The organism is Mesorhizobium sp. B2-5-3 (assembly GCF_006441005.1).
GTDB lineage: Bacteria > Pseudomonadota > Alphaproteobacteria > Rhizobiales > Rhizobiaceae > Mesorhizobium.
In genome coordinates, this window is record NZ_VFUS01000007.1 from 189129 (window position 1) to 211686 (window position 22558).

The following is a 22558-nucleotide window of genomic DNA, read 5'->3' on the forward strand; positions in this document are numbered from 1 at the left end:
CTTGGCGGCTCATGTCCCGAGACATCGGCGCTCAGACCGAGTGGTCGCCCGCAACGTCCAGGGGGTGGTGCTGCAGGTCATCCAGCGTATAGGCGCGGATATAGTCGATCTTCATCTCCGCCGGCGTGGCGAGATGGTCGGGAGGCGCGCCGGCAAAACCGCCGACGGCTAGATCGGCCAGCATGTACATGGGCGTGTGCATGTCGGACGGCGTCGCGGCTTCGGCGACCTTTACGCCGTCATAGGTCCAGACGAGCGTATCCGGTGTCCACAGCAGGCCATAGGTATGGAAGCCGTCGGTGTCCGAAACATTCACCGAGGAAGAGACCTTGGTGTGCTGTCCCGTCTCGTTCGTGTGCGCCGTCATGATGAGCGTGTTCGGATCCTGCCCGCGCGCTTCCAGGACGTCCAGTTCCGGCGGCCACGAGCCGTCTTCCGGCAGCAGCCAGAAGGCCGGCCAGGCTCCGGCCGTTTCGGGCAGGTCCGCCCGCATTTCGAAATAGCCGTAGGTCTGCGAGAAGCTTTCGTGGGTCGTCAGGATGCCCGAGGTGTATTCGTAATTGTTGATCAGTGGCTTGATGTCTTCGGGCGCTTGCGCCGCAGTGATGGTAAGCACCCCGTTTTCCACGCTGAACGGGTGGACTGAGCTGGTCGGGCCGTAATTGGCGTCGATGTACCATTGCAGCTCCCCATTGCTGCTCAACGTGCTTCCGTTCGGCGCTCCCCACCAGAAGTTGGAATTCCAGGTGCCATCATGGCCGTTCCAAAGGCTGAGCGTGTTGAAGTCGTCGGAAAAGGACAGCGTCATTCCGGACTTGTCGATCGGCAGTTCGAACTGGCTGGGCGCCAGCTTGTCCACCGTCGTGTTGTTGAAGACCAGCACCTCGTCGGATCCGAGGTTCAGCAGAAGGTTCGATCCTGCCTGGGTCATATGTGCCTTGACGTCGTCGAAAGACATGGAGTCGTAGCCATTGAGGCGGACCGTGTCGTCCGCGCCGAAATCGGTGATCAGGTCGCTTCCATTGCCCTTGGTGATGATGAAAGTGTCGGCGCCGCTGCCGCCGATCAGCACGTCGTTGCCCTGACCGCCATCCAGCGTCTGATGGCCCGAGCCACCCTTGATGATGTTGTCCAACGCATTTCCGAACGCATAGCGATTGTTGCCGGTGACGACGAGATTCTCGAAATTGTCGGGGAGCTTGTAGCTCATCCATGTGTCGATCGTGTCGATGCCAGCCCCGGGATCCTCAACCACCTTGTTGTTGGTGGAATAGAGGTGATAGTAGTCGTCGCCCGCGCCGCCATAGATGGTGACGTTGACGCTGGCGTCCCCCCAGAAGGAGTCGTTGCCGGAGGTGCCGTGCAATTCCGGCCCGGATCCGGTCGCCGAGAACCAATGGGTGGACGTGCCCGTGTAGGGGAGAGGGATGCCTTTGGCATTCACGACGGTGCTCATCAGGAAATCCTTTCCTCGCGCCTGTTCAGGTCATTCGAAACGGCAACCGCTTACGGAGCAACGTTGCCATGCACGATGTCGTTCCAGGAGCTTGCCACACAGTTCAGCATTACATCGACTGTTGGGTGACATTTTTCGAAATGAAAGCACTAGAGGCCAAGAAATGGTCTATAAATCGTAATGAAGTCAGTAAAACTTTTAATAAAATTTTCGCTTATACCGAGAAAACGGCGATATACTTGCTGCCACGCCTGGCGTAGGTCACAAAAAAGCGATTCCGGCTTTCTGGCGGGCCGTAACATTGCCGCTCTGGAGCGAGGGGCGAATTCGAGGGCTGGCGCATCGAGCGAGGGAACAGGCCTCGGGCCGGCGGCGCAGTGCCTGCTATTTGTCGCAGGGGAACACCGTCAAACCGCGGCTTCGATCGGTTCGGAAAACTTCGGGTTCGAGCGCGAGGCGATCAGGCAACTGGCCACGATGAGGCCCGCTCCCGCCAGCGTGGTCCAGGTCACCGCCTCGTCGAAGAAGAACCACCCAAGCGCAATCGCCCAGATGAAGGCGGAGTATTCGGTCGGGATCAGATATTGCGCTTCGGCGCGCGCGTAGGCCCAGCTCATCAGGAATTGGCCGGCGAGCGAAAGCGCCGTCACCCCGGCGAGAGGAAGCCAGAGCTCGCTTGGCAGCGCAATGGCAAGCCAGGGTGCCGCGAGACCGAGGATGACGGCAACGCAAAGGTTCTGGAACAGCATGATTTCGATCGGCTTGGCCAGCAGCGCCTGTTGCCGCGCGAGGATCAGATTGTAGGCGTAGAACACCGTCGATACCAGCACGGCGGCCGTGCCGAGCAGGGCATCCTCGGCATAGGTCGCATGCCCGAACTGTCCGGCTATTATGATTGCGACGCCGGCAATGCCGGCCAGCGATGCCCAGATCGCCTGTCGCTGTATCCGTTCGCCCAGCAACAGTGCGGCCAGCAGGAGCGCAAACAGCGGCGCCACGAAACTGAGGCCGATCGCCTCCGCCAGCGGCAGCCTGGCAAGCCCCCAGAAGAACGACAGCAAGACAATGCCGACAACAACGGCACGCAGCGCATGCAGCCTCAACACGGAAAGGGCGGGAAATGAACGCGACCCTGCCGACCAGCCGGCGCCCGCGACCACGGTCGCCAGCATGCTGCGCCATAGCACCGTGTTGTAGACGCCCACGGCAATGACCAGAACCTTCATCGCCGCATCCATCCCCGACAGAAGGAAGATGCCGAGCGCGCACACCAGCACCGGGATCATGGGGGAAACGACGCCTGCCAGGCTGGATGACTTCACGGGCTTTGCTCATGTGATGGATCGCGGCCGGATATATCAGGGCAGAACGGCCGAGCCAGATGGCAGCTCCGCCCATATGGAGGGCCAACCCGTATCAGTCCGGCATCGCGCGAAAGCAACCTTCACAGCTCCACGCCTCAGCCCGGATACGATGCTGAATCCGCTGTCTTGCTCACTTCCGCTGCCCGAACGCCGATGAAAACAGATGAACTTCCAAGCTTGGCCGGCGTTCCCCGCGCATGATGCGGAAACTCTTCGTGTTTGGTACCTTGAAGAAAGGCTTTCCCCTTCACGGCGAGGGTTTGTCCGAAGCCGCATTTCTGGGCGCCTACAGGACGCGAGAGCGCTTCCCGATGCTGATCGCTGGACCTCGCTTCGCTCCGATGATGTTCAATGAACCAGGCGTCGGCTTCCAGGTCGGCGGCGAACTCTACGCCGTGGACGATCGCGCCTTGGCAAACCTCGACAGGATCGAATCCGTTGGCAAGCCCGGAAATTTGCGCGTGCTGATCGAAGCAGAGCCTGTCGATGGCGGGCCGCCTGTCTCGGCATACGTCTACATGAAATCCCGGCATCTCGCCGCGCCGATCCACTCCCGATATCTCAAAGACTACAATGATCGGCGCTTCGCGCTTTCATGGGGTGGCTAGAACAACTCCAGGAAACGTGTATGGCGTTTCCCGCCCGGTTCGGCTTTTCTGCGACGCCAAGTGGTTTCACCTCGCCACTGATGCTCCAGCACGTTTTAGCGCCAAGGGATTTTGAGCTAAGGTGACGCATCACCGATACGGCATAGAGCATTCTCATGACTGAACGTACCGGCGCCGGAGACAGCAACACGGCAGTCGCAAGCGATCCTGCCGACGACGATCCTCGCCTGGCATTTATCTATCAGGAGGCGGTGCGAGGCCTCAATCATCAGCAGAATCTCGTCGAGAACATGAACACGCGCGCGGGCAGCCTCATCTTCGCCACCGCGTTTGTAAACTCGTTGCTTGGCGCAAGGGCGCTTTCCGACGGGCTCGGGCTTGGGATTGGATCGCAGTGGCCCTGCTGTTCGGCATCGGCGGACTGATCGTCTTCCTGCTTTGGCCCTATCACAAATACACGTTCCGCTTCGATCCGGAAGAGCTGCTCCATCACTATGTCGATGGCGACAGGCCGCTGAAGATATCGGCCATGCAGCGCGCGCTTGCCCTTCGCATCAAGGCGGACATGGCCAGCAACTGGCGCATCATCCAGCGGCTTCGGGTAGCATTGCAGATCGCGCTGGTTCTTTTGTTGTTCGATATCCTCGCCTGGCTGTTCGCGATCGCGGGCGTTTGACACGCACGATTTTGGGCCGAAGGCTATTTCCATCCCCAGCGGATTGCGCGGCAGCCCGACGCTAGGGTATCAGCACGACCTTGCCGATCGAGCGGTGCTCTTCGAGCAGGCGATGCGCCTCGCCGGCTTGGTCGAGCGGAAAGCGCCCGCCAGTCGTGACGACAATGTCGCCGCTGGCAGCCAGATCGAAAAGCTCCGAAAGGCTCGCTCTCAGCACTCCAGGGGACAGCAGCGGGAGCAGCGCGAAGCCCTTCAACGACTGATTCCTGCCGATCATCGCCTCAAGCCGGGCAACGCCAAGCGCATAGCGGCCAAGTGCTGCAAACACGAGCTCGCCACCGGGCGCCAGGATATCGAGGAAGTCCCCGGTCATCGCTCCGCCGACGGTGTCATAGATCGTATCGAGACCACCCTGCGCGGCGTCTCTGGTTTCGGCCACCCAGTCTCCGGAATGACGATCGATGGCGATGTCGGCACCGTGCGACATGGCGACGTCGAGCTTGGCCTTGCCGCCGGCGAGCCCAATGACCCGGCGCGCGCCTTGGCGCTTCGCCAACTGGACGAGCAGCGAACCGACCCCGCCCGCGGCGGCGGGAACCAAAACCGTCCTGTTCGCCGGCGGACTTTGCCGCAACAGATGAAAGGCGGTCAGCCCCTGCACCATCAACGCCGTCGCCTCCTCGAACGAAAGCGGATCCGGCAAGGGAACGGCCAAGCGTGCGTCGATCGTCACATGCTCGACATAGCCGCCAAAAGAGCGTGTCGAGGCAAACAAAGGCGCCGCGATCCGGGTCCCGATCAGCGTATCGTCCGCCCCTTGCCCGACGGCCTCCACGACCCCCGCCGCCTCGACGCCGGGAACCATCGGCAATTGTGGCGTGACCGCATAACGATCCGCGCGCATCAGCACCTCGAAGAAGTTGATGCCGGCGGCATGAACGCGGATCAGCACCTCGCCGGCCTGCGGCTCCGGTGTCGGCAGGTCGACAATCTCCAGCACCTGGGGGCCGCCGAAACGGCTGAATTGTACGGCTTTCATGGCAAACTCCGATCGCTATGGCATCGGCCGCGGTTTGCCACTATCTGCGGGGCCTCGACTACACACTCATTTGTCCCCTGCTGACCAGGTGGTGACCATGGCCGGAATAACCAAGAGACTGCCGTTGCTGCCGGCGGAGCGTGCCCTGAAAGTGATCGCAGGGCGCTGGAAGGCGGTCATCCTCTACCATCTCTTCGACGGCCCAAGGCGGCTGACCGCACTCAAGGCGCTGATGCCGGGCATCACCCAGAAAGTGCTGATCCAGCAGCTCCGCGAAATGGAGGAGCACGGTCTCGTCAGCCGCGAAATCTTCGCCGAAGTGCCGTCGCGCGTCGAATATTCCGCCACGCCGCTCGGCCTCAGCCTCGAGCCCATCCTGCTGGCGCTGTGCCAATGGGGCCAGCACCACGCCGACGAACTGAACGAAAAGCATCGCCTCGCCGACTGCGTCATCCGGCCACGACCAGGGCGGGACGAGCAAGCAGCCTTTCGCAATTAAAAAGGGCGGCGCAAGCGCCGCCCCACATCCTTGGGAGGATGATTTCGAGGCGGTCAGGCCGCCTTGATTTCCTCGTCTATGGCGTCGGCCTGGCGCGCGGTCTTGAGCGCCTTGGCCCACCAGGCGACGTCGTTGACGAGCGCGGTCGCGGCCTGGTTCAGGTGCTCGATCTCCTCGAGCTTCTTCTCGCCCTGGCGCACCGCGAGGAAATCGCCCCAGGCGATATGGACGGCCGACTTGACCGGCGCCATCTGCAATTCGACCGCGTGGAGGCGCAGCTGCTCGACAGCGCGGGCACCGCCGACGCTGCCATAGCCGACGAAGCCGGCCGGCTTCTTGTTCCATTCATTGGCGGCGTAGTCGATGGCGTTCTTCAGCACGGCCGTCGGGCCGTGATTGTACTCGGCGGCGGTGAAGATGAAGCCGTCATATTCGGCGACCTTCTTCTGCCAGCGCTGCGCCACCTCGTTGGTCGATGGCACCCAGGCGGAGGATGCGACCTCATCGAAGAAGGGCATCGGGAAATCGCGCAGGTCAACGACATCGACCTCGATATCGGCATGCGATTTGGCGATCTTGGCGATCCATTGGGTGGGCACGTCGGCGAAGCGCGCGGCGCGTGTCGAACCGACGATGATGGCGATCTTGGGTTTGGACATAGGGGCTCTCCTGGTAAGCAATTCCTGGGCAGGTAAGACTGGTATCGTTTGGATACCGGGGCTATATGAGTTCCTGTCAACTTCATGCGCAAGGAGGCACCTTTTTGTTACTGAGGAACCCGCACAACACCGAAGACTGCCGTGCCGTTTCGGAAATCCTGCAGCGCGTCGGCGACAAGTGGACCGTGCTCGTCGTCGGCAAGCTCGGCGACGGACCGCTGCGCTTCAATGAGCTGCGCGCGGCTGTCGGCGGCATCTCGCAGAAGATGCTGACCACCACCTTGCGAGGGCTGGAACGCGACGGTTTCGTCACCCGCACCGTGTTCCCGACCATTCCGCCGCGCGTCGACTACGAGCTGACCGAACTCGGCCATGAACTGCTGGTCCCCGTCAGCGCGCTCGGCGAATGGGCGCGCAGGAACACCACGCGCGTGCGGGCCGCACGTGCGAAATTCGATGGCCTGCATGGCTGAAATTCTACAGTCGTTCAGCAATCATTGACTGATTGTCTTCGTGTCCGCACCGCCGCCGCAGGGCTGAAAGACAGTTTCACAGCGGTCCCAGGCTTTAGCTTTCGGCCGGAACGGCCTTCGGCTTGCCCTCGCCGTCCAGCGCCACCATGACGAAATCGGCGTGCGTGACCTTTTCCATCAGGTCGGAGAGATAGCGCTGCGCCCAGGCCTCGACCTTGAGCGTCATCGAGGTGCGGCCGACGCGCTCGACATGGGTGTAGATGCACAGCGTATCGCCGATCTTCATCGGCTTGGCGAAGGACATCTCCTTGACCGCCGCCGTCACCACGCGGCCCTTGGCGCGCTCGGCGGCGCGGATGCCGCAGGCCAGGTCCATCTGCGCCATCACCCAGCCGCCGAAAATGTCGCCGGCGGCATTGGCGTCCGAAGGCATGGCCAGCGTGCGCAGCGTCAGATCGCCGATCGGCCGCCCGTCCGCGTAATGCACCATGCGAGTTATCCCCAGAGATTGACTGCCCTGATCCCGTATCGTCAAGGCGCCAACGCGTCAACGCGAGACGATCGCGATCCACGGCTCGGACCTTCATTTCGAGTCCCCCCGCAAGGGCTCGCGGCCTTCTAGAAATAGCGCTCGAGGTTCGCTCGAATGCGATCCAGAACAGTATGCCCGGAAACGTCGGGGACGAACGTCTTGCCGGTGATGGCCTCGTAAGCCTGCGCATAGACTTTGGAGGCCTGTTCGACGATCTCATCCGGGATTTCCGGAATAGGCTCCCTGTAGGGATCGCAGCGCGCCGTCACCCACGATCGGATGAAATCCTTGTCGAAACTTTCCGGCCGAGTGCCGTTCGCCAGGGCCTGTTCGTAACTCCCGGCGATCCAGTACCGGCTGCTGTCGGGCGTGTGGATTTCGTCGGCCAGGATGATCGTCCTGTTTTGGTCGATGCCGAATTCGTATTTCGTGTCGGCGAGGATCAGGCCGCGTTCGGCGGCACGCGCCTGGCCGCGGGCGAACAGGTTCAAGGCGTAATCCGAGACGGTGTCCCACTGCGCCTGGGTGAGCAGGCCCTGTTCGATGATCTCGGTCCTGGACAGCGGCTCGTCATGGCCGCCATGCGCGGCCTTGCTGGTCGGCGTGATGATCGGTTCGGCCAGCTTCTCATTGTCGCGCAGGCCGTCCGGCAGCCGCATGCCATACATGTCCCGTTCGCCGCGACGATAGCGGGTCAGGATCGAGGTGCTGGTGGTGCCCGCCAGATAGCCGCGCACGACGATCTCGACCGGCAGGATGTCGAGCCTGGTGCCGACGACGACATTCGGGTCGGGATATTCGAGAACATGGTTCGGGCAGATATCGGCGGTTTCCTCGAACCAGTAGCGCGCCGTCTGCGTCAGGACCTCGCCCTTGAACGGGATCGAGGTCAGGATGGTGTCGAAGGCGCTGAGGCGGTCTGTGGCGATGATGATGCGCCTCCCGTCCGGGAGGTCGTAATTCTCGCGGACCTTGCCCTTGTAGTGACCCGGCAGTTCGGGAATGAAAGCATCCGACAGGACACGCATGGGATCTCCTGCCTTGCGCAGATTGGCCGATGTCCTCGCATAAGCTGTCGACCCCATGCGTATCAAGCGGGATTGTTAAGGGTTCCCCGCAACTGGATCCGGCATCGCGGTCGCTTTTTTCACAACGCATGCCGGAAGGCCCAGCGACGCGGCAAGCCCGCCCCGTCTAGGCTGCGGCCGGATTTCCGGAGCCGGCCATACCCATCATGCAGACCTACGACTTCATCATCGTCGGCTCCGGCTCGGCCGGTTCGGTGCTCGCCGATAAATTGTCGGCCTCGGGCCGCTTTTCGGTGCTGGTGCTCGAGGCCGGCGGCAGCGACCGCCGCTTCTACGTGCAGATGCCCCTCGGCTACGGCAAGACCTTCTTCGACCCCACGGTCAACTGGAACTACAAGACCGAGCCGGATCCCGGCCTTGGCGGCAATGTCGACCACTGGCCGCGCGGCAAGCTGCTTGGCGGGTCCAGCTCGATCAACGCCATGGTGTGGATCCGCGGCGCGCGCGAGGATTTCGACGACTGGCGCGACGCGGGCAATCCCGGCTGGGGCTATGACGACCTACTGCCGGCCTTCAAGGCGCTGGAGGACAATGAAGCCGGGGCCGATAGATGGCGTGGCAGAGGTGGCCCGCTGCACATCAGCGATACGTCTGATGCCGTCCACCCGCTGACGAAGCGCTACCTCGCCGCCGGCCAGCAGGCCGGACTGCCGTTCAACTCCGATTTCAATGGCGCTGCCCAGGAAGGCGTCGGCGTCTACCAGATCTCGACCCGCAACGGCCGCCGCATGTCGGCCGCGCGCGCCTTCCTGCGCCCGGCGATGAAGCGCGCAAACGTCCGTGTCGAGACGAACGCGCTGGCAAGCCGCATCCTTTTCGAAGGCAAGCGTGCGGTCGGCATCGAATATCTGCAGAAGGGCCAGACGAAGACGGCCCGCGCCGGCCGCGAAATTATCCTGTCGGCCGGCTCGATCAACTCGCCGCAGCTTCTGCATCTCTCCGGCATTGGCCCGGCGGCGCTGCTCAAGGGATTCGGCATCCCGGTCATTCACGCCAACGAGAATGTCGGCGCCAATCTGCAGGACCATGTCGGCATCAACTACACCTTCAAGGGCAAATTGCCGACGCTGAACCAGATCCTGCGTCCCTGGTGGGGCAAGCTCATGGTCGGCATGCAGTACATCCTGACGCGTTCCGGCCCGCTGTCGCTGTCGATGAACCACGGCGGTGGCTTCTTCCGCACCGACCCGGCCTTTTCGCGCCCCAACATGCAGCTCTATTTCCAGGCGTTTTCGACCGTCATCCCGAAGAGTGGCGAGCGCCCGATCCTGACGCCGGACCCTTGGCCTGGCTTCTCCATCGGCTTGTCCAACTGCCGCCCGTCGAGCCGCGGCGAGATCATGATCCGCTCCAGCAATCCGTTGGACCATCCCAAGATCGTCGCCAACGCCTATTCGACCAATGCCGATGTCGAGGAGATGCTGGCGGCGGTGAAATTCGTGCGCAAGATCGCCTCGATGCCGGCTATGGCCGAGATCATCGCGGAGGAGGTTTTGCCAGGCCCATCAATCACTTCGGACGCCGACCTGATCACGGATTTCAGGAAACGCTCCGGCACCGTCTATCATCCGGTTTCGACCTGCCGCATGGGACCCGATCCCGCGCGCGCCGTGGTCGATCCGCGGCTCAAGGTACATGGGCTAGAAGGCTTGCGCGTGATCGACGCCTCGATCTTTCCCGACAACATAACCGGCAACACCAACGCCGCCTCGATCCTGACCGGATGGAAAGGCGCCGAACTGGTTCTGGAGGACCAAGAATGAAGATCACCGACGTCAAGACCTGGGTTGTCGGCAATCCGCCGCCCGGCATCGGCGGCAAGTATTTCATCTTCGTCAAGCTTACCACCGATGGCGGTGTGGTGGGTTACGGCGAGGCCTACAACGCCACCTTCTCCGCCCATGTCACGGCCAGGATGGTCGAGGACATGGCCGAGCGCTATCTCGTCGGCCGCGATCCGCACGACATCGAGAATTTCTTTCGCCGCGCCTATTCCTCCGGCTTCACGCAGCGGCCAGACGTGTCCGGCATGGGCTGCTTCTCGGCGCTGGAAATGGCCTGCTGGGACATTATTGGCAAGGAAGCGGACAAACCCGTCTACAAGCTGCTCGGCGGCCAGGTGCACGAGACGCTGCGCTCCTACACTTACCTCTATCCGCATACCGGCAGCGTCCATTCCGAGGACGCCCCGGACGGCAGGAATGTCTACAACGACCCCGAAATGGCGGCGGCCTGCGCGCTCGAATATGTCGAGCAGGGTTTCAATGCCGTCAAGCTCGACCCGGCCGGTCCCTACACCGCCTTTGACGGCCACCAGCCGCGCCTGCTCGACATCGACGTCTCGACCCGCATGATCAAGGCGATCCGCGAGGCGGTCGGCACGCGTGCCGACATATTGTTCGGCACGCACGGTCAGTTCACCGCCTCCGGCGCCCTGCGCCTGGCGCGCGCCATCGAGCCCTATGACCCCTTGTGGTTCGAGGAGCCGGTGCCACCCGACATGCCCGAAGTGATGGCACAAGTTGCCCGCGCGACCTCGATCCCGATCGCCACCGGCGAGCGCCTGACGACCAAGTTCGAATTCGCCCGCGTCATCGAGAACCGTGCCGCGACCATATTGCAGCCGGATCTTGGCCGCTCCGGCGGGATTCTGGAAACCAAGAAGATTGCCGCCATGGCCGAGGCCTACCACATCCAGATCGCGCCGCATTGCTATTGCGGACCGATCGTCGGCGCCGCCAACATCCAGCTGGCGGTGACGCTGCCCAACTTCCTGATCCTGGAATCGCTGAAGCAGTGGGACGGTTTCCACGCCACGTTGCTCAAGAAGAAGATCGAGTGGCAGGACGGCAACGTCATCCCGTCGAAGGAACCTGGCCTCGGCGTCGAACTCAACGAAGACGTCTGCGACGCCCATCCGTACACCGGCAAGGACCTGCATTTGCAGATGATGCAAACGCCGTTGATGCCGTGAGCGAAGGCTACGCCTTCATCGGCCTTGGTCATCTCGGCGGCAAGCTAGCCGCCAGCCTGGTCCGAAATGGTTTTGCTGTCACCGTGTTCGACCGCGACCCGGCCGCTATCGAGCGCCTCGTGGCGCTCGGCGCTATCGCTGCCGGCAGCCCCGCCGAGGCGGCTGAGCGGGCGGGCAATGCCCTCACCTGCCTGCCATCGCCGAGGGTCAGTGAGGCGGTACTCGCCGGTCCTGATGGACTGCTCAACGGCCTCCCCGCCGGCGGCACCTGGATTGAGATGTCGACCAATGGCCGCGACGAGATCGTGCGCCTCGCGGGCCTTGCCTCGGCCAGGGGAATCGAGACCTTGGAATGCCCGGTCACCGGTGGCGTGCATCTGGCGGCGGCCGGGAAAATCACCGCGCTGGTCGGTGGCGATGCCGATCTTTACGGGCGTCATCGCCCTGCCATCGATGCGATGTGCGCGAAGTCGTTCCTGATGGGCCCGATCGGCTCGGCGGCGGTGATCAAGGTCATCACCAACATGCTGGCCTTCATCCATCTCGTCGCCGCCGGTGAGGCGCTGATGCTGGCCAGGCAAGGCGGGCTCGACCTCGCCCAAGCCTATCACGCCATCGTTGCCTCCTCCGGCAACAGCTTCGTCCACGAAACCGAAAGCCAACTCATCCTGAACGGCTCCTACGACATCGGCTTCACCATGGACCTGGCGCTGAAGGACCTCGGCTTCGCGCTGGGCATGGGTCGGGATTTCGGTGTGCCGGTGGAACTGGCATCGCGCGTCAATGCGATTTTCGAGCAGGGCAAGGCGGCTTACGGCGGCGGCGCCTGGTCGACCCAGATCGTCAAATTGCTCGAGGACGCTGTCGGCGCCGACCTGCGCGCGCCCGGTTTTCCGTCCAAACTGGAAATCTGAATCCGGGAAACTTGAAGCGGTTTCAAAAGGTTGAGCGCTCATCTGGAATCAGGACCGGAGCGACCTGAATCAAAGCCGCAACGTCTTGATTCAATATCTGAGCGTCAGAGCGCCGGGCAGGATCTCGAAGGTCGCTGGTATGCGCCCGGGCGACTCGCCGTCGATGTCGACCAGCGCGCCGTTCCTTTCCACGTCGCCGAGCGGTTCGACAACCACTTTCTTGCCGCGCAGGATGGTGATGGCCGGATGGTTGCGATGCCTGCCGCCATAGAGCAGGCGGATATCCCAGATCAGCTTCAGCTTGCTGGCAGCCCGCAGGATGACGATGTCGAATTGGCCGTCGGTCAGTTCGGCGTCCGGCGCGATCATCATGCCGCCGCCGAAGAATTTGCCATTGGCCACCGCGACCAGCGCCATGCGCGCCTCGACCGGCGCGCCGTCATCGACTGAAATCGTTACATCCTGGAACCGGTAGCGGGCGAATTCGACCACGGTGCGGCACAGGAACAGCGTCTTGGCCGCAACGTTGCCCTTGCGCTTGTCGGCGTTGACGGCGCGATCGGTAGCGCCCGAGAGCCCCAGGCTCGCAATGTTGACGAAGTGCCGGCTGGCCAGCGCGCCATGGTCGTCGATATAGCAGATGCGCCCTGCATCGACCGCCCTGCCCTTCGCCTCGGCGATCCGCTTCAGCGTCGCGTCCACCTCCTTCGGCAGGCCGAGCCCGCGCGCGAAATCGATACCCGTGCCGCACGGCAGCAGACCGAGTTCGGACGCGCGGCCGTTTTCCTTGGACGCCTGCAACAGGCCGTCGGCCACCTCGCTGGCCGTGCCGTCGCCACCGGCCGCGATCACCAGGTCGAACCCGTTTGCCGCGAGGTCGAGCGCCAGCCTTTCGGCATCGCCTTCGGCCTGCGTTTCGCGCAGTTCGAAATCGCCGAAGTGATTTTTCAACGAGGCGGCGACCTCGGACCAGTGCCGTTTCAGCCAGCCGCCGCCGGCAATCGGATTGAGCACCACCCCGACCTTCAATGCGCATCCCTCCCCGCAAGGCGCCGGGCACGCACTGCCCGATCCTTTGCCGGCATTGAAGCCCGCGCCCGTGGGCGGAGCAATAGGCGCTCTCGGTTCGCGTGCCGAAAAAGCAGGGCAGGCTGTCTAAGGCCTTGGTGCCTGAAATTCCGAGGCTTCTGGCAATGGTCCCCGATAATCCCGCTATCCACAGGCCCGCGGGCATTCCCCAACACCCTTGGCCGGCGTAAGTTCAACCCATCTCAGGCGGCTACCAATCGCCCAGCCGAAAGGCGAAAGTGAAAGGCGGATTTCCTGAGGCCCGTACGGCCCGAAGCGAGAGCAGGCTCGCCTGCTTCGAGGGACGGAAGCCGAGACCTACGGGGCCGCGGAAAGCGTGCCAACGCCGACGGCGGACCGATGCTGCCATGAAGGACGGCAAAAACCTTCGATGGCCGCAGGGCAAAGCCCGCAAGGGTGGAGACCGGCGTGGTCTGGAACGGGCGCGGCCTTCGGGCGGCGACTGGCAGGACCGTCAAAATCAAGGCCGGCTTGGTGCGACGACTTTAGGGGAGTTGCTGCCGTGACCGTGTCCTGGTCTGACAGGGAGGCGCTGGGAGAAATCCCGGCGCCGACTGTCTTTTTCCCTGCCGCTCAAGCGCCTTCCCGGCGAAGTTGCGGGCGCCGCTTCACCGCGCGCCAAAATCGGTTAGTATTGCCCTGTCAGAGTCCGTTTGCGTTTGCTGGCGGATTCGCTGAAGGGGGATACTTCATGACATTGATCCAGAAGCTTGCCGCCGCCACGGCCTGACCGGCCATGGTCCTGTTTCGCTTCATGAAGCGTATCATCAGGACGATCCTCTGGCTGATCGTCATCATTGTCCTGATCCCGATCGCCGGGCTGGCCTACGGTTTCCTGACGACGCCGTCGCTGGACAAGACACCGTTGCCGGGTATCGCCGAAGGTGCACCGCAGCCGGCGCTCGCCGCCAGGGTGCGCGCCGAAATCCCCGGCTACCAGCGACCTGAGGAATCGACCTTCCTCACCTACCCGGAATGGGCCATCGTCTATGCCGCGCGCGAATATGCCGGCTTCGTCGCCAAGGACCAGCCGAGCGGCTTTCCCTATTTCGCCTATGTCGGCCGCTTCTGGCAGGACTACGCCATGGTGATCCGCGCCAGCTCCGCCTACAAGTTCAACTACGCCAACCACCAGATGCCGGTCGTCATCGGCACCAGCCACACGATCGAGCATGCCGTGCAATGGGCTTATGAAAACACGGTCGGCCGCATCACCGAGGCGATTGCGGGCAGGCGCACGGCGACTGACATCTACCAGGGCAAGGTGGCGGCCGAATACGCCGCCTTCCTCGACCAGGGGCCGTGGTACCAGTTTCCCTATGCCGAGAAGCGCGCCGGGCTTTTCGCGGTCCAGCCGGCGCCGGGCGACAGCGCCGTGCGCTCCAGCGAACGAAAGCTTGCCTTCGGCCTCGCCGACACGATCAAGCAGTTCTATGCCAGCCTGATCAGGCAGGCACTCGCGGCAACGTCCGATCCGGCCTTGCTCGACATCCACGTCTGGGCCAAGGGACCGGTCGGCGAAGCGACGCGCAACGAAGCCGACACCTTGCTCGAACGCGACTACGGCCCCGACGGCACCGTTTTCGTCACCAAGCGCTACCAGATGTTCACCGACATGATTCCGCGCCTGATCGACAAGGGCGTCTCATTCGTCGAGATCGGCGGCAACGACGAGATCATGATCACCGTGCTCTCCACGGATTCGATCGCCGTCCCCGAAGGCATGCGCATCCTGTTCAGCTATCCGCTGCCGGCCGATCCATCGACACGCCGCACCGGCATGGTCGTAGCCGTACCCAGGCTGCATCTGGTATTGCCGGCGCTGATCAAGTCAGGCGCCAGGCTGGAGCACGTCTACGACTACTGAGGCCTTTCGGCCACGCTGCGCGGAGAACGGCCGTGTCGAGCGCCACGCCACGCTCATTTCACAATCGCGGCCAAATCCCGCCTTGTTCGCGCGCGATGGACTGTCGCATGTCGCCCAAAGCGTGCCCGCGGGCTCCGCTCAGGGACCGGTTTGGACAGCGACATGCACCTGAATGGGCTGCCGAGGGGCACATCGAGGGGACGAGACCGTGATCAAGACCGCCCTTGTCGCCATGACCATCGTCGGCTGCGACTGCGACGCCAAGCTTTGCGAATATATCGGCGAGACGCCGGCCAAGTGGTCGACCATCGCCGAGTGCGAAGCGGCGATGAAGAGCCAGATGCTGCACGAGCGCAATTTCAACTATCCGCTCGTCTCTGGCATCTGCCGCGCGAAAGGTTCCGCGTCCTCCTCGCAACTGGCCGCGACCGCTTCGCGCCCGGAGCTGAGGCCCGCCAGCCGCGCCGTTGAACCGACGCTGCCGCCCGAGCTGAGCCACAGGCCGACGGTCCCGGTCGGCTCGCCGACGACGGCGATGGAAGCGGCCGCCGCGCGGCCGGTCGCCTATGAACAGGTGGTCGATGGCGGCACCGGCGTGCTCTATCGTACGAAAAACGGCTATGCCGTCGTCAAGACCGATCTTGGCCGCGCTGTATCGGCGACCGCCGACATGGCCAAGCGGTCAGCCAACTGGCTGGCTGGCCTGGTGCCGAGCAAGCTGTAGGGACGAAACTTTCTTCACCGGCGTCACCATCCCGGTCTGTCATCAACGGTCGCCGCCACCTTGGACCTGAAGAGGCAAACTCGCGCAAAGGTTGCAAATCGGATGGGGATGCAGCATTGTGTCGACCGCAACTATGAAGGGGGGCCTTCCATGAAACCAGCGGTTCGAACTGCGGCAGCCTTGATGCTGGCGCTTGCTCCGGGATCGGTCGGCGCGCAAGGCGTGGATCCAGGTGACGACAAGGGGATCATCTTCGCTCCGGGCGATCCCGACATGGCGGCGGCGACCGCGCAGGCGCTCGCCGGCCTCGATGAATTCCTGGCACTGTCCGAAATGCCTCCCTCCGGCACAGGCAGGTTCAAGTTGAAGGTCAGGGTGCGGGATGGGCAAGTCACCGAGCACTTCTGGGTCATACCGTTCCGCCGTGCCGGGACAGGGTTTGTGGGCATATTAGCCAATGAGCCGGAGGCGGTGCACAACGTCGTGCTCGGTCAGAACATAGAATTCACCAGGGACGACATTTCCGACTGGGGATATACGCGGGACGGCCATCAGGTCGGCAGCTTCACGATCTGCGTGATGTTCAAGCGAATGTCGAAAGAAGAGGCGGACAACATGCGCGAAAAGTACGGCTTCGATTGCTGACGGGAACGCCGGCTGATCAAGCCGCTTCGTCCCTGGCGCCGATCTTGCGCACCAGCGCTGCCGTCGCCAGCATCGCGCCCATATCCGATATCATCGGCGCGACATGGGTCTGGTAGTCCAGTGGCACCGAAATGGCGGGCAATTCGAAGAAATTCTTCGCCTGCGGCAGGAGCAGAAAACCGTCGCTGCCGTTGAGGGCCACGCGCGCGGGTTCCTCCGGCCAGGTTTCGCCCAGCCATTTCAGCGCTTGCGCCAACCGGCCGGTCACCAATGGCTGCGCCGCCTCGGCATTGTCGGTGCGGAACTCATAGGCGGCATCCAGTTCCGGCACGCCGGATGACAGTTCCTGCATCTTGCTGGCGAACATGCCACGGAAGAAGCCGACGACGGCATTGGTCCGCCGCGTCGCCACCAATATTCCCGGAAACGGTTCGATGGCTTCGAAGGCGACGATCACGCCTTTGAAGGCCGTCGATGAGCCCTTGCCTGTCCCTTCCCGCAGTTCCGCTTCGTAGAGCTCGAACGGAAACTCTTCGTAGCGGCCGGAAACGACATCGTCGAACGACTGCCGGTTGAACGGCCCGACCGCCTCGCGCGGCAGCCGGTCGAAGGAATTTGGCCGCCCGCCATGCGCGTAGCGCACGTCGCGGATGAAGCCGAAGATGATGGGCAGCAGTGTTTGGCGAAATGATTGCTGCAGCCGCGTCGCCGGCTTCATCGCCTGGAAATAAAGCAGGATCGAAACCGCGAAACCGACGACATAGAGGAACACATGCGGCGTCGAGAACCATTGCTCGTTGGGATCGGCGACCTTGTTGAACAGCCAGGCGATCAGCACCACCGTCGCCAGCACCAAACCGACGAACAGCGGCACCCGCCAGCGTACCTGCCGCACCACGGAGGCCCGCGCCGCTTCATAAGCCTCGATGTTTTTCCGGATGCCGGCAACCACGGCGTCGCCAGGTATGAAATCCGCTGTTTCCACCGCCACCCCCGCTTGCCTGGACCGGTTCATGATAGCCGGTTTTGTCTGAAGTATCGACTGTAGCGCCTCTTCAACAGATGCTTGCGCCGCCTCTTCATTCGCCAATCATCAGCGCTTGGAAAAGCGCCGACATGGCGATCTTGGCCAATGTCCACCACCTGTAGTTACGGAAAGACCGCGCTCAACCGCCTCTCCACCTTGTCACGCATGCGGCCCTCCAATCCTTCCACCGGCGCCAGCCGCTCATGATCCCCGGCGCGCAGCCGCACAAAGGGATGCATCCGGTAGGAAATGACTGACCCCCGCGTTCCCGCATCGGCGCTGACGTCGGCGACAAGAATCCCGCCAATGCGTCCCGGCCAAGGCTGGCGGATAAGGGCGGTTCCGAGGAAATCGCCAAGTCCATAGGCGACAATCGTATCGCCGATCCACTCCACCGGCTGCACGACATGGGCGTGGTGGCCGGCGATCAGCCCGACGCCCTGCCCTGCCAGGCGCCTCGCCAGTCTCCGCGTTTCGGCGCGCGGAAAGTGGCGGAACTCCCAATCCCAATGCGGCACGGCGCAGAGGAGATCGAACCCGTCACCTCGCAGGTGGGCAATATCGCCGGCCATCGAAACGCGGCCGGCGAACAGGTCCTCGCCCGCATTGCGCCACAGCGTGAAGGCGGCGAACCCGACAGTCAGCGGCCCGACTTCGACAGGCTGCACCGGGCTGTTGCCGGCGAGGCCAATAGTGCCGATACCGAGCCGCTTCAGCGCCGCCACGGTCTCATCGAAACCGGCGACGCCCTGGTCGAGCACATGGTTGTTGGCCAGCGACAGCACCAGTCTTTCACGCGAGATGCCGACTGCCGCCAACGCGTCGCCGAGAAAGCGCTCGCTCATCGCGTGATGGGTGCCGAGCCTGGTGCCGAGCACGGCGCTTGGCTTGTCCACGATCGGGCTTTCGCAATTGCCGATCACCAGGTCGGCCGCGCCAAGCAGCGTTTTGATCACCGGATCACAGTCGGGCGCGCTGCGGTTGGCCACCGCCGAAATGTCGCCGACGAAGGCGAGCCGCACCGTCCGTTTCGGCGCCCGATCCACCATCGTTCCGGCCACGGGCGCGAAGCCTTGCACACCACCGGACAGCGACGGTTTCAGGAATCGCGGCAGCCACGACAGTTTGTAGGAGAGCGGATAGTTCGACACGCGACGTCCAATCGTTTGCCCTGTGTAGACCGTCTGCCGGGCGCGTTGAAGCCAGCCAATGGCAATCATGCATCAGCGCCCGGCAGACGCGGCATTGCAAATGCGTGTATGATTGCCGGCACGACGCGCATGGGAGGGGGAAAATGACACCACTGGCAAGTCTGCTGGCATTGGCACTTGCTCTGGTTCTGCCGATGTCTTCGGCGCAGGCCGCCATGCCCGAAACCGCGGCCGCTCTGTTCGAGGCCAAAACCGTGGTCGCGCGCGACACGGCGCTCTCGACGCTGGAGGCAGCCGCATCCACCGACCCGGCATCCGCCTATGCCGCCGGCGCCGGCGAATTCTTCACCGCGCTGGAATTGCTGGCCAGCGGCCTGCACCGCCACGGCTTCGAGAGCCCGCGATCCTTCATGCTGCCGCTGATGCGGCTGCCTGTGCCGGAAAACCCGAACCCCGAACCGCTGACCTACGAACAGTTCCGCGCCATATTGGTCGCCTTCCGCAACCGGCTCGAGAAATCCGCAGCCACGCTGGGCTCGGTGCCTGCCGATGCCGATATCGGCATTGTCATTGACCTCACCCAAGTCGGCATCGACCTTAACGAGGACGGCACGATCGCGCCGGACGAAAGCATTGCCGCCATAATGGCCTCGCTGTCGCGCGGCGTGGCGCCCGACGATGCCGCGCCTGCGCTCACCTTCCGCTTCGACCGCGCCGACGGTTATTGGCTGCAGGGCTATGCCGAGTTCCTGATGGCGCAGGCCGATTTCTGGCTGGCGCATGATTTCAGGAGCACGTTCGACGGTTCCTTCCACATGCTCTTCCCGCGCGCAAAACTGCCGTTGCAGGACATCCTCGTTCCGCCGGCTGGCGACATGGGCAGCAGCATCTTCTCCTCGGAATGGCGCATCGCCGATTTCATCTCGCTGGTGCATCTTGTCAACTGGCCGGTGGTCGAGCCCGAGCGGCGGCAGGCGGCGCGCCGTCACCTGCTGGAGATGATCCGGCTGTCGCGCGAGGACTGGAAGGCGATCCGCGCCGAGACCGACAATGACCGCGAATGGCTGCCGGGACCGCAACAGAAGGGCGAAAACCCGCTCACCGGCCTCGAAGTCGGAGAGCAGCAGGTCGCGGCCTGGCTCGCCACCTTGACCATGGCCGAGGACCTGCTCGAAGGCCGCGTGCTGCTGCCGCATTTCCGCATCACCGGCAAGGGCATCAACATGAAGCGCTTCTTCGACGAGCCGAAACCCTTCGACCTGGTGCTGTCGATCACCGGCCCGGCCATCGCGCCCTATCTCGAAAGCGGCAGGATCCTGACCAGCGACGATTTCGACCAGATCCAGAGCGAGTTCGGCGGCGGTGGCTTCCTGACGTTTGCGCTGTGGTTCAACTGAGGGCCCAAGAGGGCTGCGTTCCTGGGCGGTCAGCGCCAGCCCCCCACCCGGACCTGCGGTCCAACCTCCCCACAAGGGGGAGGTAGAAGCTCCATTGCAAACCCTAGAAAATCGCGCCTTGGTACAGCACCGCTTCCGCCTCCTCCGGCGCGAACCGCCGCGCCAACACGGTGGCCGATCAATGGTCGCCGCGAAACCGCGGTACGGGCCGGTTATCTGCTGCGGGCGGATAGCAGTTTTGGGGCGACGCACTGGGCCTTCTCGGGAGTACGGAATGACACGCGCCACCGTCGCGGCCCCGCTGAAACGGCCATTCGCTTCAATTAGCAAGAGCTGTTTTGCTTGACTCGGCCGTTAAAAGCAGGCAGCAAAATACTCTTGGAAGGGCTGCAATACCGCGTTCATGGTCGTGGACGAGCCTTTTTTGGCACAAAGTCCACGTCTCTCGGTTGGTTTTGAGAGGGATTGGTTAACCAACTTTGTCCATATTTTGAAGCAATCGGCAACCAAAGACAGGCGCGGCAAACGCGTCGGGGACCACCTGGGATCACTCACAGAATGGTCGTCGCGGCTATCACAGCCGCGGACGTGGGAGCCGATTGGAGCAAGATTGGTTGAATGGCGTTCTTGAGTAAGAAAATTGTCGGGGACAGGCGTTGGGACGGCGAAGCTGCCGACAACGCGTCACGTGCCTCATCCTTCAACTCTAAGCGGATCGTCCGCTGGGTCGCGGTGCCCGGCGTCAGCGCTGCCGTTGGCCTGTGGCTGGTCGGGACAATGGCTGGTCTGAGCTCCGTCGGCGCTTCGCTGTCGTCGACGTCGAGCGTCCTGCCGCAGAGGCTGGCCATGCCGGGCTCGCTCGCTCTTGCCGATCCGCTGAAACAGCATTTCCTGATGCCCGCTGCGCCATTCGCACTGGCCAACGCCGATGGCGGCACGCAGGCGCTGCAGAACCACGCCGTGCAATGCGGCTCCGGATGCTTCAGGCTGGCCGCGCTCGCTCCTCGAGCGGAAAAGTCGGCGCGCCTCGTGGCCGCGTCCACGGCACACCCGGTCCCGGTCGCCAAGACGACCTCGCAGGAGCGCTTCGAGCGCATGGAAGCATCTCTCTCGCCAAGCAAGCTCGCCGCCGCCTTCGCCAACGCGGCCAAGCCCGTGGCCACGGCCGGCGCACCCGCCCGTCCTATCATCTCGACCTCCGCTCCACAGGTCGCCGAGGCATCGCTGGTGCCGGGCGCCAAGCTCGTCGCCAGCCTGTCTGAAGACTTGCCGGCACCCGCGGCGGAGCGCTTCGCCCGGATCGACACCGGCTCGGTGGTTGTCCAGACAGCGCCGCAGCCGATGCATTTTGCCCAGCCGGATGCCGGCACGCCGGACAATTCGCAACTGGCCCTCGCGCTTGCCCGCTCGCTGCCTGTCGAGGACGAGGCATTCGCCTCGCCATTGCCGATGACGGACTCTTCGGCCGATGTCGCGGTTTCGCCTGTCGAAACCCAGCAGGAACAGCCGGGCGATGCCGCGGCCTTGCCCGACGCGCTCACCGATGACGTGCCGCTGCCGACCCGTCGGCCGCAATTCGACGCGCCGGAGCCGTTGAAGTCCGTGGAGCAGGAAAAGCCGACTCAACAGCCCAAGGTCGTGCAGCAGAAGCCGGCACCTCAGACAAAGCCGGTCCAGCAAGCCCAGCCGGCAAGGCCGATCCAGCAAGCCCAGCCGGCAAAGCCGGCCCGGCAGGGCCGGCCGGCGGATGGCGGCGACGCGTTGGCCTATGCAAAGCCAGACACGCCTTCGGGCGGCCTCGGCCAGGCGTTCAGGAACCTGTTCAACGCGCCGGGCGGCTCCAGGAGCGGAGCCGGCAGCGGTGTCGCCATCTATGACATCAGCGCCAAGACCGTCTACATGCCCGACGGTTCGAGGCTCGAAGCGCATTCGGGCATCGGCGCCATGGCGGACCAGCCGCGCTATGCCGATCAGAAGAACCGCGGACCGACACCGCCCAACACCTACAATCTGTCCTTGCGCGAGTCGCGCTTTCATGGTGTCGAGGCTTTGCGTCTGACACCCGTCGATGGCCGCAATAAATACAACCGCGACGGGCTGCTGGCCCACACCTACCTGCTTCGGGGCCGCTACGCACAGTCCAGTGGATGCGTCGCCTTCAAGGACTATGCGCGCTTCCTCGCCGCCTTCAAGAAGGGCAAAATCAAGCGCCTCGTCGTGGTGCCGCGCCTGAACGGATCGCCGACACGCGTGGCGGACAACGCACGCGGCGCCTGACCGCAATAGGCAGGCATCACCGGCACTTGCCTCCTCCTGACAGCCTTCTGTCAGGAGCTGCATCTGGTGATGCGCCTCGGCTGATCGCGCTCTTTCCAT

Annotated in this window: 22 protein-coding genes; 13 read left to right on the plus strand and 9 right to left on the minus strand. The window is 63.4% G+C overall.

The annotated features are described in order from the left end of the window. Positions 1 to 31 precede the first annotated feature (31 nt). Positions 32 to 1456, minus strand: coding sequence for a family 16 glycosylhydrolase (locus FJ867_RS18375; protein WP_140818176.1), 1425 nt, complete (start codon positions 1454 to 1456; stop codon positions 32 to 34). Between the two features lie 407 nt (positions 1457 to 1863). Next, a complete protein-coding gene (locus FJ867_RS18380; RefSeq protein ID WP_140818261.1) occupies positions 1864 to 2742 on the minus strand; it encodes a DMT family transporter in 879 nt (292 codons plus the stop codon). Between the two features lie 293 nt (positions 2743 to 3035). Here FJ867_RS18380 and FJ867_RS18385 point away from each other — a divergent pair, with 293 nt between their 5' ends. The 3 genes from FJ867_RS18385 to FJ867_RS29070 all read left to right on the plus strand — a co-directional run bounded on the left by FJ867_RS18385 (position 3036) and on the right by FJ867_RS29070 (position 4104). Continuing rightward, entirely contained in the window at positions 3036 to 3428 is a 393-nt protein-coding gene (locus FJ867_RS18385; protein WP_246674162.1) for a gamma-glutamylcyclotransferase family protein, read from the plus strand. A gap of 155 nt (positions 3429 to 3583) precedes the next feature. Further along, the gene (locus FJ867_RS29065) at positions 3584 to 3853 is read left to right on the plus strand and encodes a hypothetical protein (protein ID WP_246675079.1); all 270 of its coding nucleotides are present in this window, start codon (positions 3584 to 3586) and stop codon (positions 3851 to 3853) included. After that, the gene (locus tag FJ867_RS29070) at positions 3823 to 4104 is read left to right on the plus strand and encodes a hypothetical protein (RefSeq protein WP_246675080.1); all 282 of its coding nucleotides are present in this window, start codon (positions 3823 to 3825) and stop codon (positions 4102 to 4104) included. The genes FJ867_RS29065 and FJ867_RS29070 overlap by 31 nt, the downstream gene beginning before the upstream one ends. A 61-nt stretch (positions 4105 to 4165) precedes the next feature. Here FJ867_RS29070 and FJ867_RS18395 read toward each other — a convergent pair whose 3' ends face one another. After that, positions 4166 to 5143 (minus strand): zinc-binding dehydrogenase, encoded by a 978-nt coding sequence (locus FJ867_RS18395; protein WP_140818178.1) that lies wholly within the window; start codon positions 5141 to 5143, stop codon positions 4166 to 4168. 97 nt (positions 5144 to 5240) lie between these two features. On the opposite strand from FJ867_RS18395, the gene FJ867_RS18400 reads away from it, so the two are divergent. Continuing rightward, on the plus strand, positions 5241 to 5642 hold the full coding sequence (locus tag FJ867_RS18400) for a helix-turn-helix domain-containing protein (RefSeq protein WP_140560633.1): 402 nt from the start codon (positions 5241 to 5243) through the stop codon (positions 5640 to 5642). Between the two features lie 53 nt (positions 5643 to 5695). Here FJ867_RS18400 and FJ867_RS18405 read toward each other — a convergent pair whose 3' ends face one another. Beyond that, a complete protein-coding gene (locus FJ867_RS18405) occupies positions 5696 to 6301 on the minus strand; it encodes an NADPH-dependent FMN reductase (protein WP_140495977.1) in 606 nt (201 codons plus the stop codon). Between the two features lie 104 nt (positions 6302 to 6405). Here FJ867_RS18405 and FJ867_RS18410 point away from each other — a divergent pair, with 104 nt between their 5' ends. Then, positions 6406 to 6774 (plus strand): helix-turn-helix domain-containing protein, encoded by a 369-nt coding sequence (locus tag FJ867_RS18410; protein ID WP_181165214.1) that lies wholly within the window; start codon positions 6406 to 6408, stop codon positions 6772 to 6774. Between the two features lie 94 nt (positions 6775 to 6868). Here FJ867_RS18410 and FJ867_RS18415 read toward each other — a convergent pair whose 3' ends face one another. Together FJ867_RS18415 and FJ867_RS18420 are read right to left on the minus strand one after the other, a co-directional pair. Beyond that, positions 6869 to 7264: an acyl-CoA thioesterase gene (locus FJ867_RS18415; protein ID WP_091579483.1), complete on the minus strand. Its 396-nt coding sequence runs from the start codon at positions 7262 to 7264 to the stop codon at positions 6869 to 6871. Between the two features lie 128 nt (positions 7265 to 7392). Then, positions 7393 to 8334, minus strand: coding sequence for a phosphoribosylaminoimidazolesuccinocarboxamide synthase (locus FJ867_RS18420; protein WP_140556048.1), 942 nt, complete (start codon positions 8332 to 8334; stop codon positions 7393 to 7395). Positions 8335 to 8540: 206 nt separating this feature from the next. Between FJ867_RS18420 and FJ867_RS18425 the strand changes: the two genes are divergently transcribed. Genes FJ867_RS18425 through FJ867_RS18435 form a run of 3 tightly spaced genes read left to right on the plus strand, consistent with a single transcriptional unit; the run spans position 8541 to position 12282 of the window. After that, entirely contained in the window at positions 8541 to 10157 is a 1617-nt protein-coding gene (locus FJ867_RS18425) for a GMC family oxidoreductase N-terminal domain-containing protein (protein WP_140686100.1), read from the plus strand. Then, on the plus strand, positions 10154 to 11368 hold the full coding sequence (locus FJ867_RS18430; RefSeq protein ID WP_140495981.1) for a mandelate racemase/muconate lactonizing enzyme family protein: 1215 nt from the start codon (positions 10154 to 10156) through the stop codon (positions 11366 to 11368). The genes FJ867_RS18425 and FJ867_RS18430 overlap by 4 nt, the downstream gene beginning before the upstream one ends. Beyond that, complete coding sequence (locus FJ867_RS18435) at positions 11365 to 12282, plus strand: NAD(P)-dependent oxidoreductase (protein WP_140818180.1); 918 nt, start codon at positions 11365 to 11367, stop codon at positions 12280 to 12282. Before FJ867_RS18430 ends, FJ867_RS18435 begins: the two co-directional genes overlap by 4 nt. Before the next feature lie 90 nt (positions 12283 to 12372). Here FJ867_RS18435 and FJ867_RS18440 read toward each other — a convergent pair whose 3' ends face one another. Next, the gene (locus FJ867_RS18440) at positions 12373 to 13311 is read right to left on the minus strand and encodes a diacylglycerol kinase family protein (RefSeq protein WP_140818182.1); all 939 of its coding nucleotides are present in this window, start codon (positions 13309 to 13311) and stop codon (positions 12373 to 12375) included. 796 nt (positions 13312 to 14107) lie between these two features. On the opposite strand from FJ867_RS18440, the gene FJ867_RS18445 reads away from it, so the two are divergent. From FJ867_RS18445 to FJ867_RS18455, 3 genes are all read left to right on the plus strand, one after another. Next, positions 14108 to 15238 carry a hypothetical protein gene (locus tag FJ867_RS18445; RefSeq protein WP_140582113.1) on the plus strand — a complete coding sequence of 377 codons (1131 nt, stop codon included), beginning with the start codon at positions 14108 to 14110 and terminating at the stop codon, positions 15236 to 15238. Between the two features lie 208 nt (positions 15239 to 15446). Next, positions 15447 to 15962, plus strand: a complete 516-nt coding sequence (locus FJ867_RS18450) for a hypothetical protein (RefSeq protein WP_140495985.1) — start codon at positions 15447 to 15449, stop codon at positions 15960 to 15962. Between the two features lie 150 nt (positions 15963 to 16112). Beyond that, entirely contained in the window at positions 16113 to 16607 is a 495-nt protein-coding gene (locus FJ867_RS18455) for a DUF2314 domain-containing protein (RefSeq protein ID WP_140671197.1), read from the plus strand. 16 nt (positions 16608 to 16623) lie between these two features. On the opposite strand, the gene FJ867_RS18460 is transcribed toward FJ867_RS18455, so the two are convergent. Next, positions 16624 to 17592 carry a DUF3137 domain-containing protein gene (locus tag FJ867_RS18460; RefSeq protein ID WP_140671365.1) on the minus strand — a complete coding sequence of 323 codons (969 nt, stop codon included), beginning with the start codon at positions 17590 to 17592 and terminating at the stop codon, positions 16624 to 16626. 164 nt (positions 17593 to 17756) lie between these two features. Continuing rightward, positions 17757 to 18785, minus strand: a complete 1029-nt coding sequence (locus FJ867_RS18465) for a CapA family protein (RefSeq protein WP_140495987.1) — start codon at positions 18783 to 18785, stop codon at positions 17757 to 17759. Positions 18786 to 18928: 143 nt separating this feature from the next. On the opposite strand from FJ867_RS18465, the gene FJ867_RS18470 reads away from it, so the two are divergent. Together FJ867_RS18470 and FJ867_RS18475 are read left to right on the plus strand one after the other, a co-directional pair. Next, positions 18929 to 20182 carry a hypothetical protein gene (locus tag FJ867_RS18470; protein ID WP_140495988.1) on the plus strand — a complete coding sequence of 418 codons (1254 nt, stop codon included), beginning with the start codon at positions 18929 to 18931 and terminating at the stop codon, positions 20180 to 20182. A 618-nt stretch (positions 20183 to 20800) separates the two neighbouring features. Continuing rightward, a complete protein-coding gene (locus FJ867_RS18475; RefSeq protein WP_140818184.1) occupies positions 20801 to 22459 on the plus strand; it encodes a DUF2778 domain-containing protein in 1659 nt (552 codons plus the stop codon). Positions 22460 to 22558 lie beyond the last annotated feature (99 nt).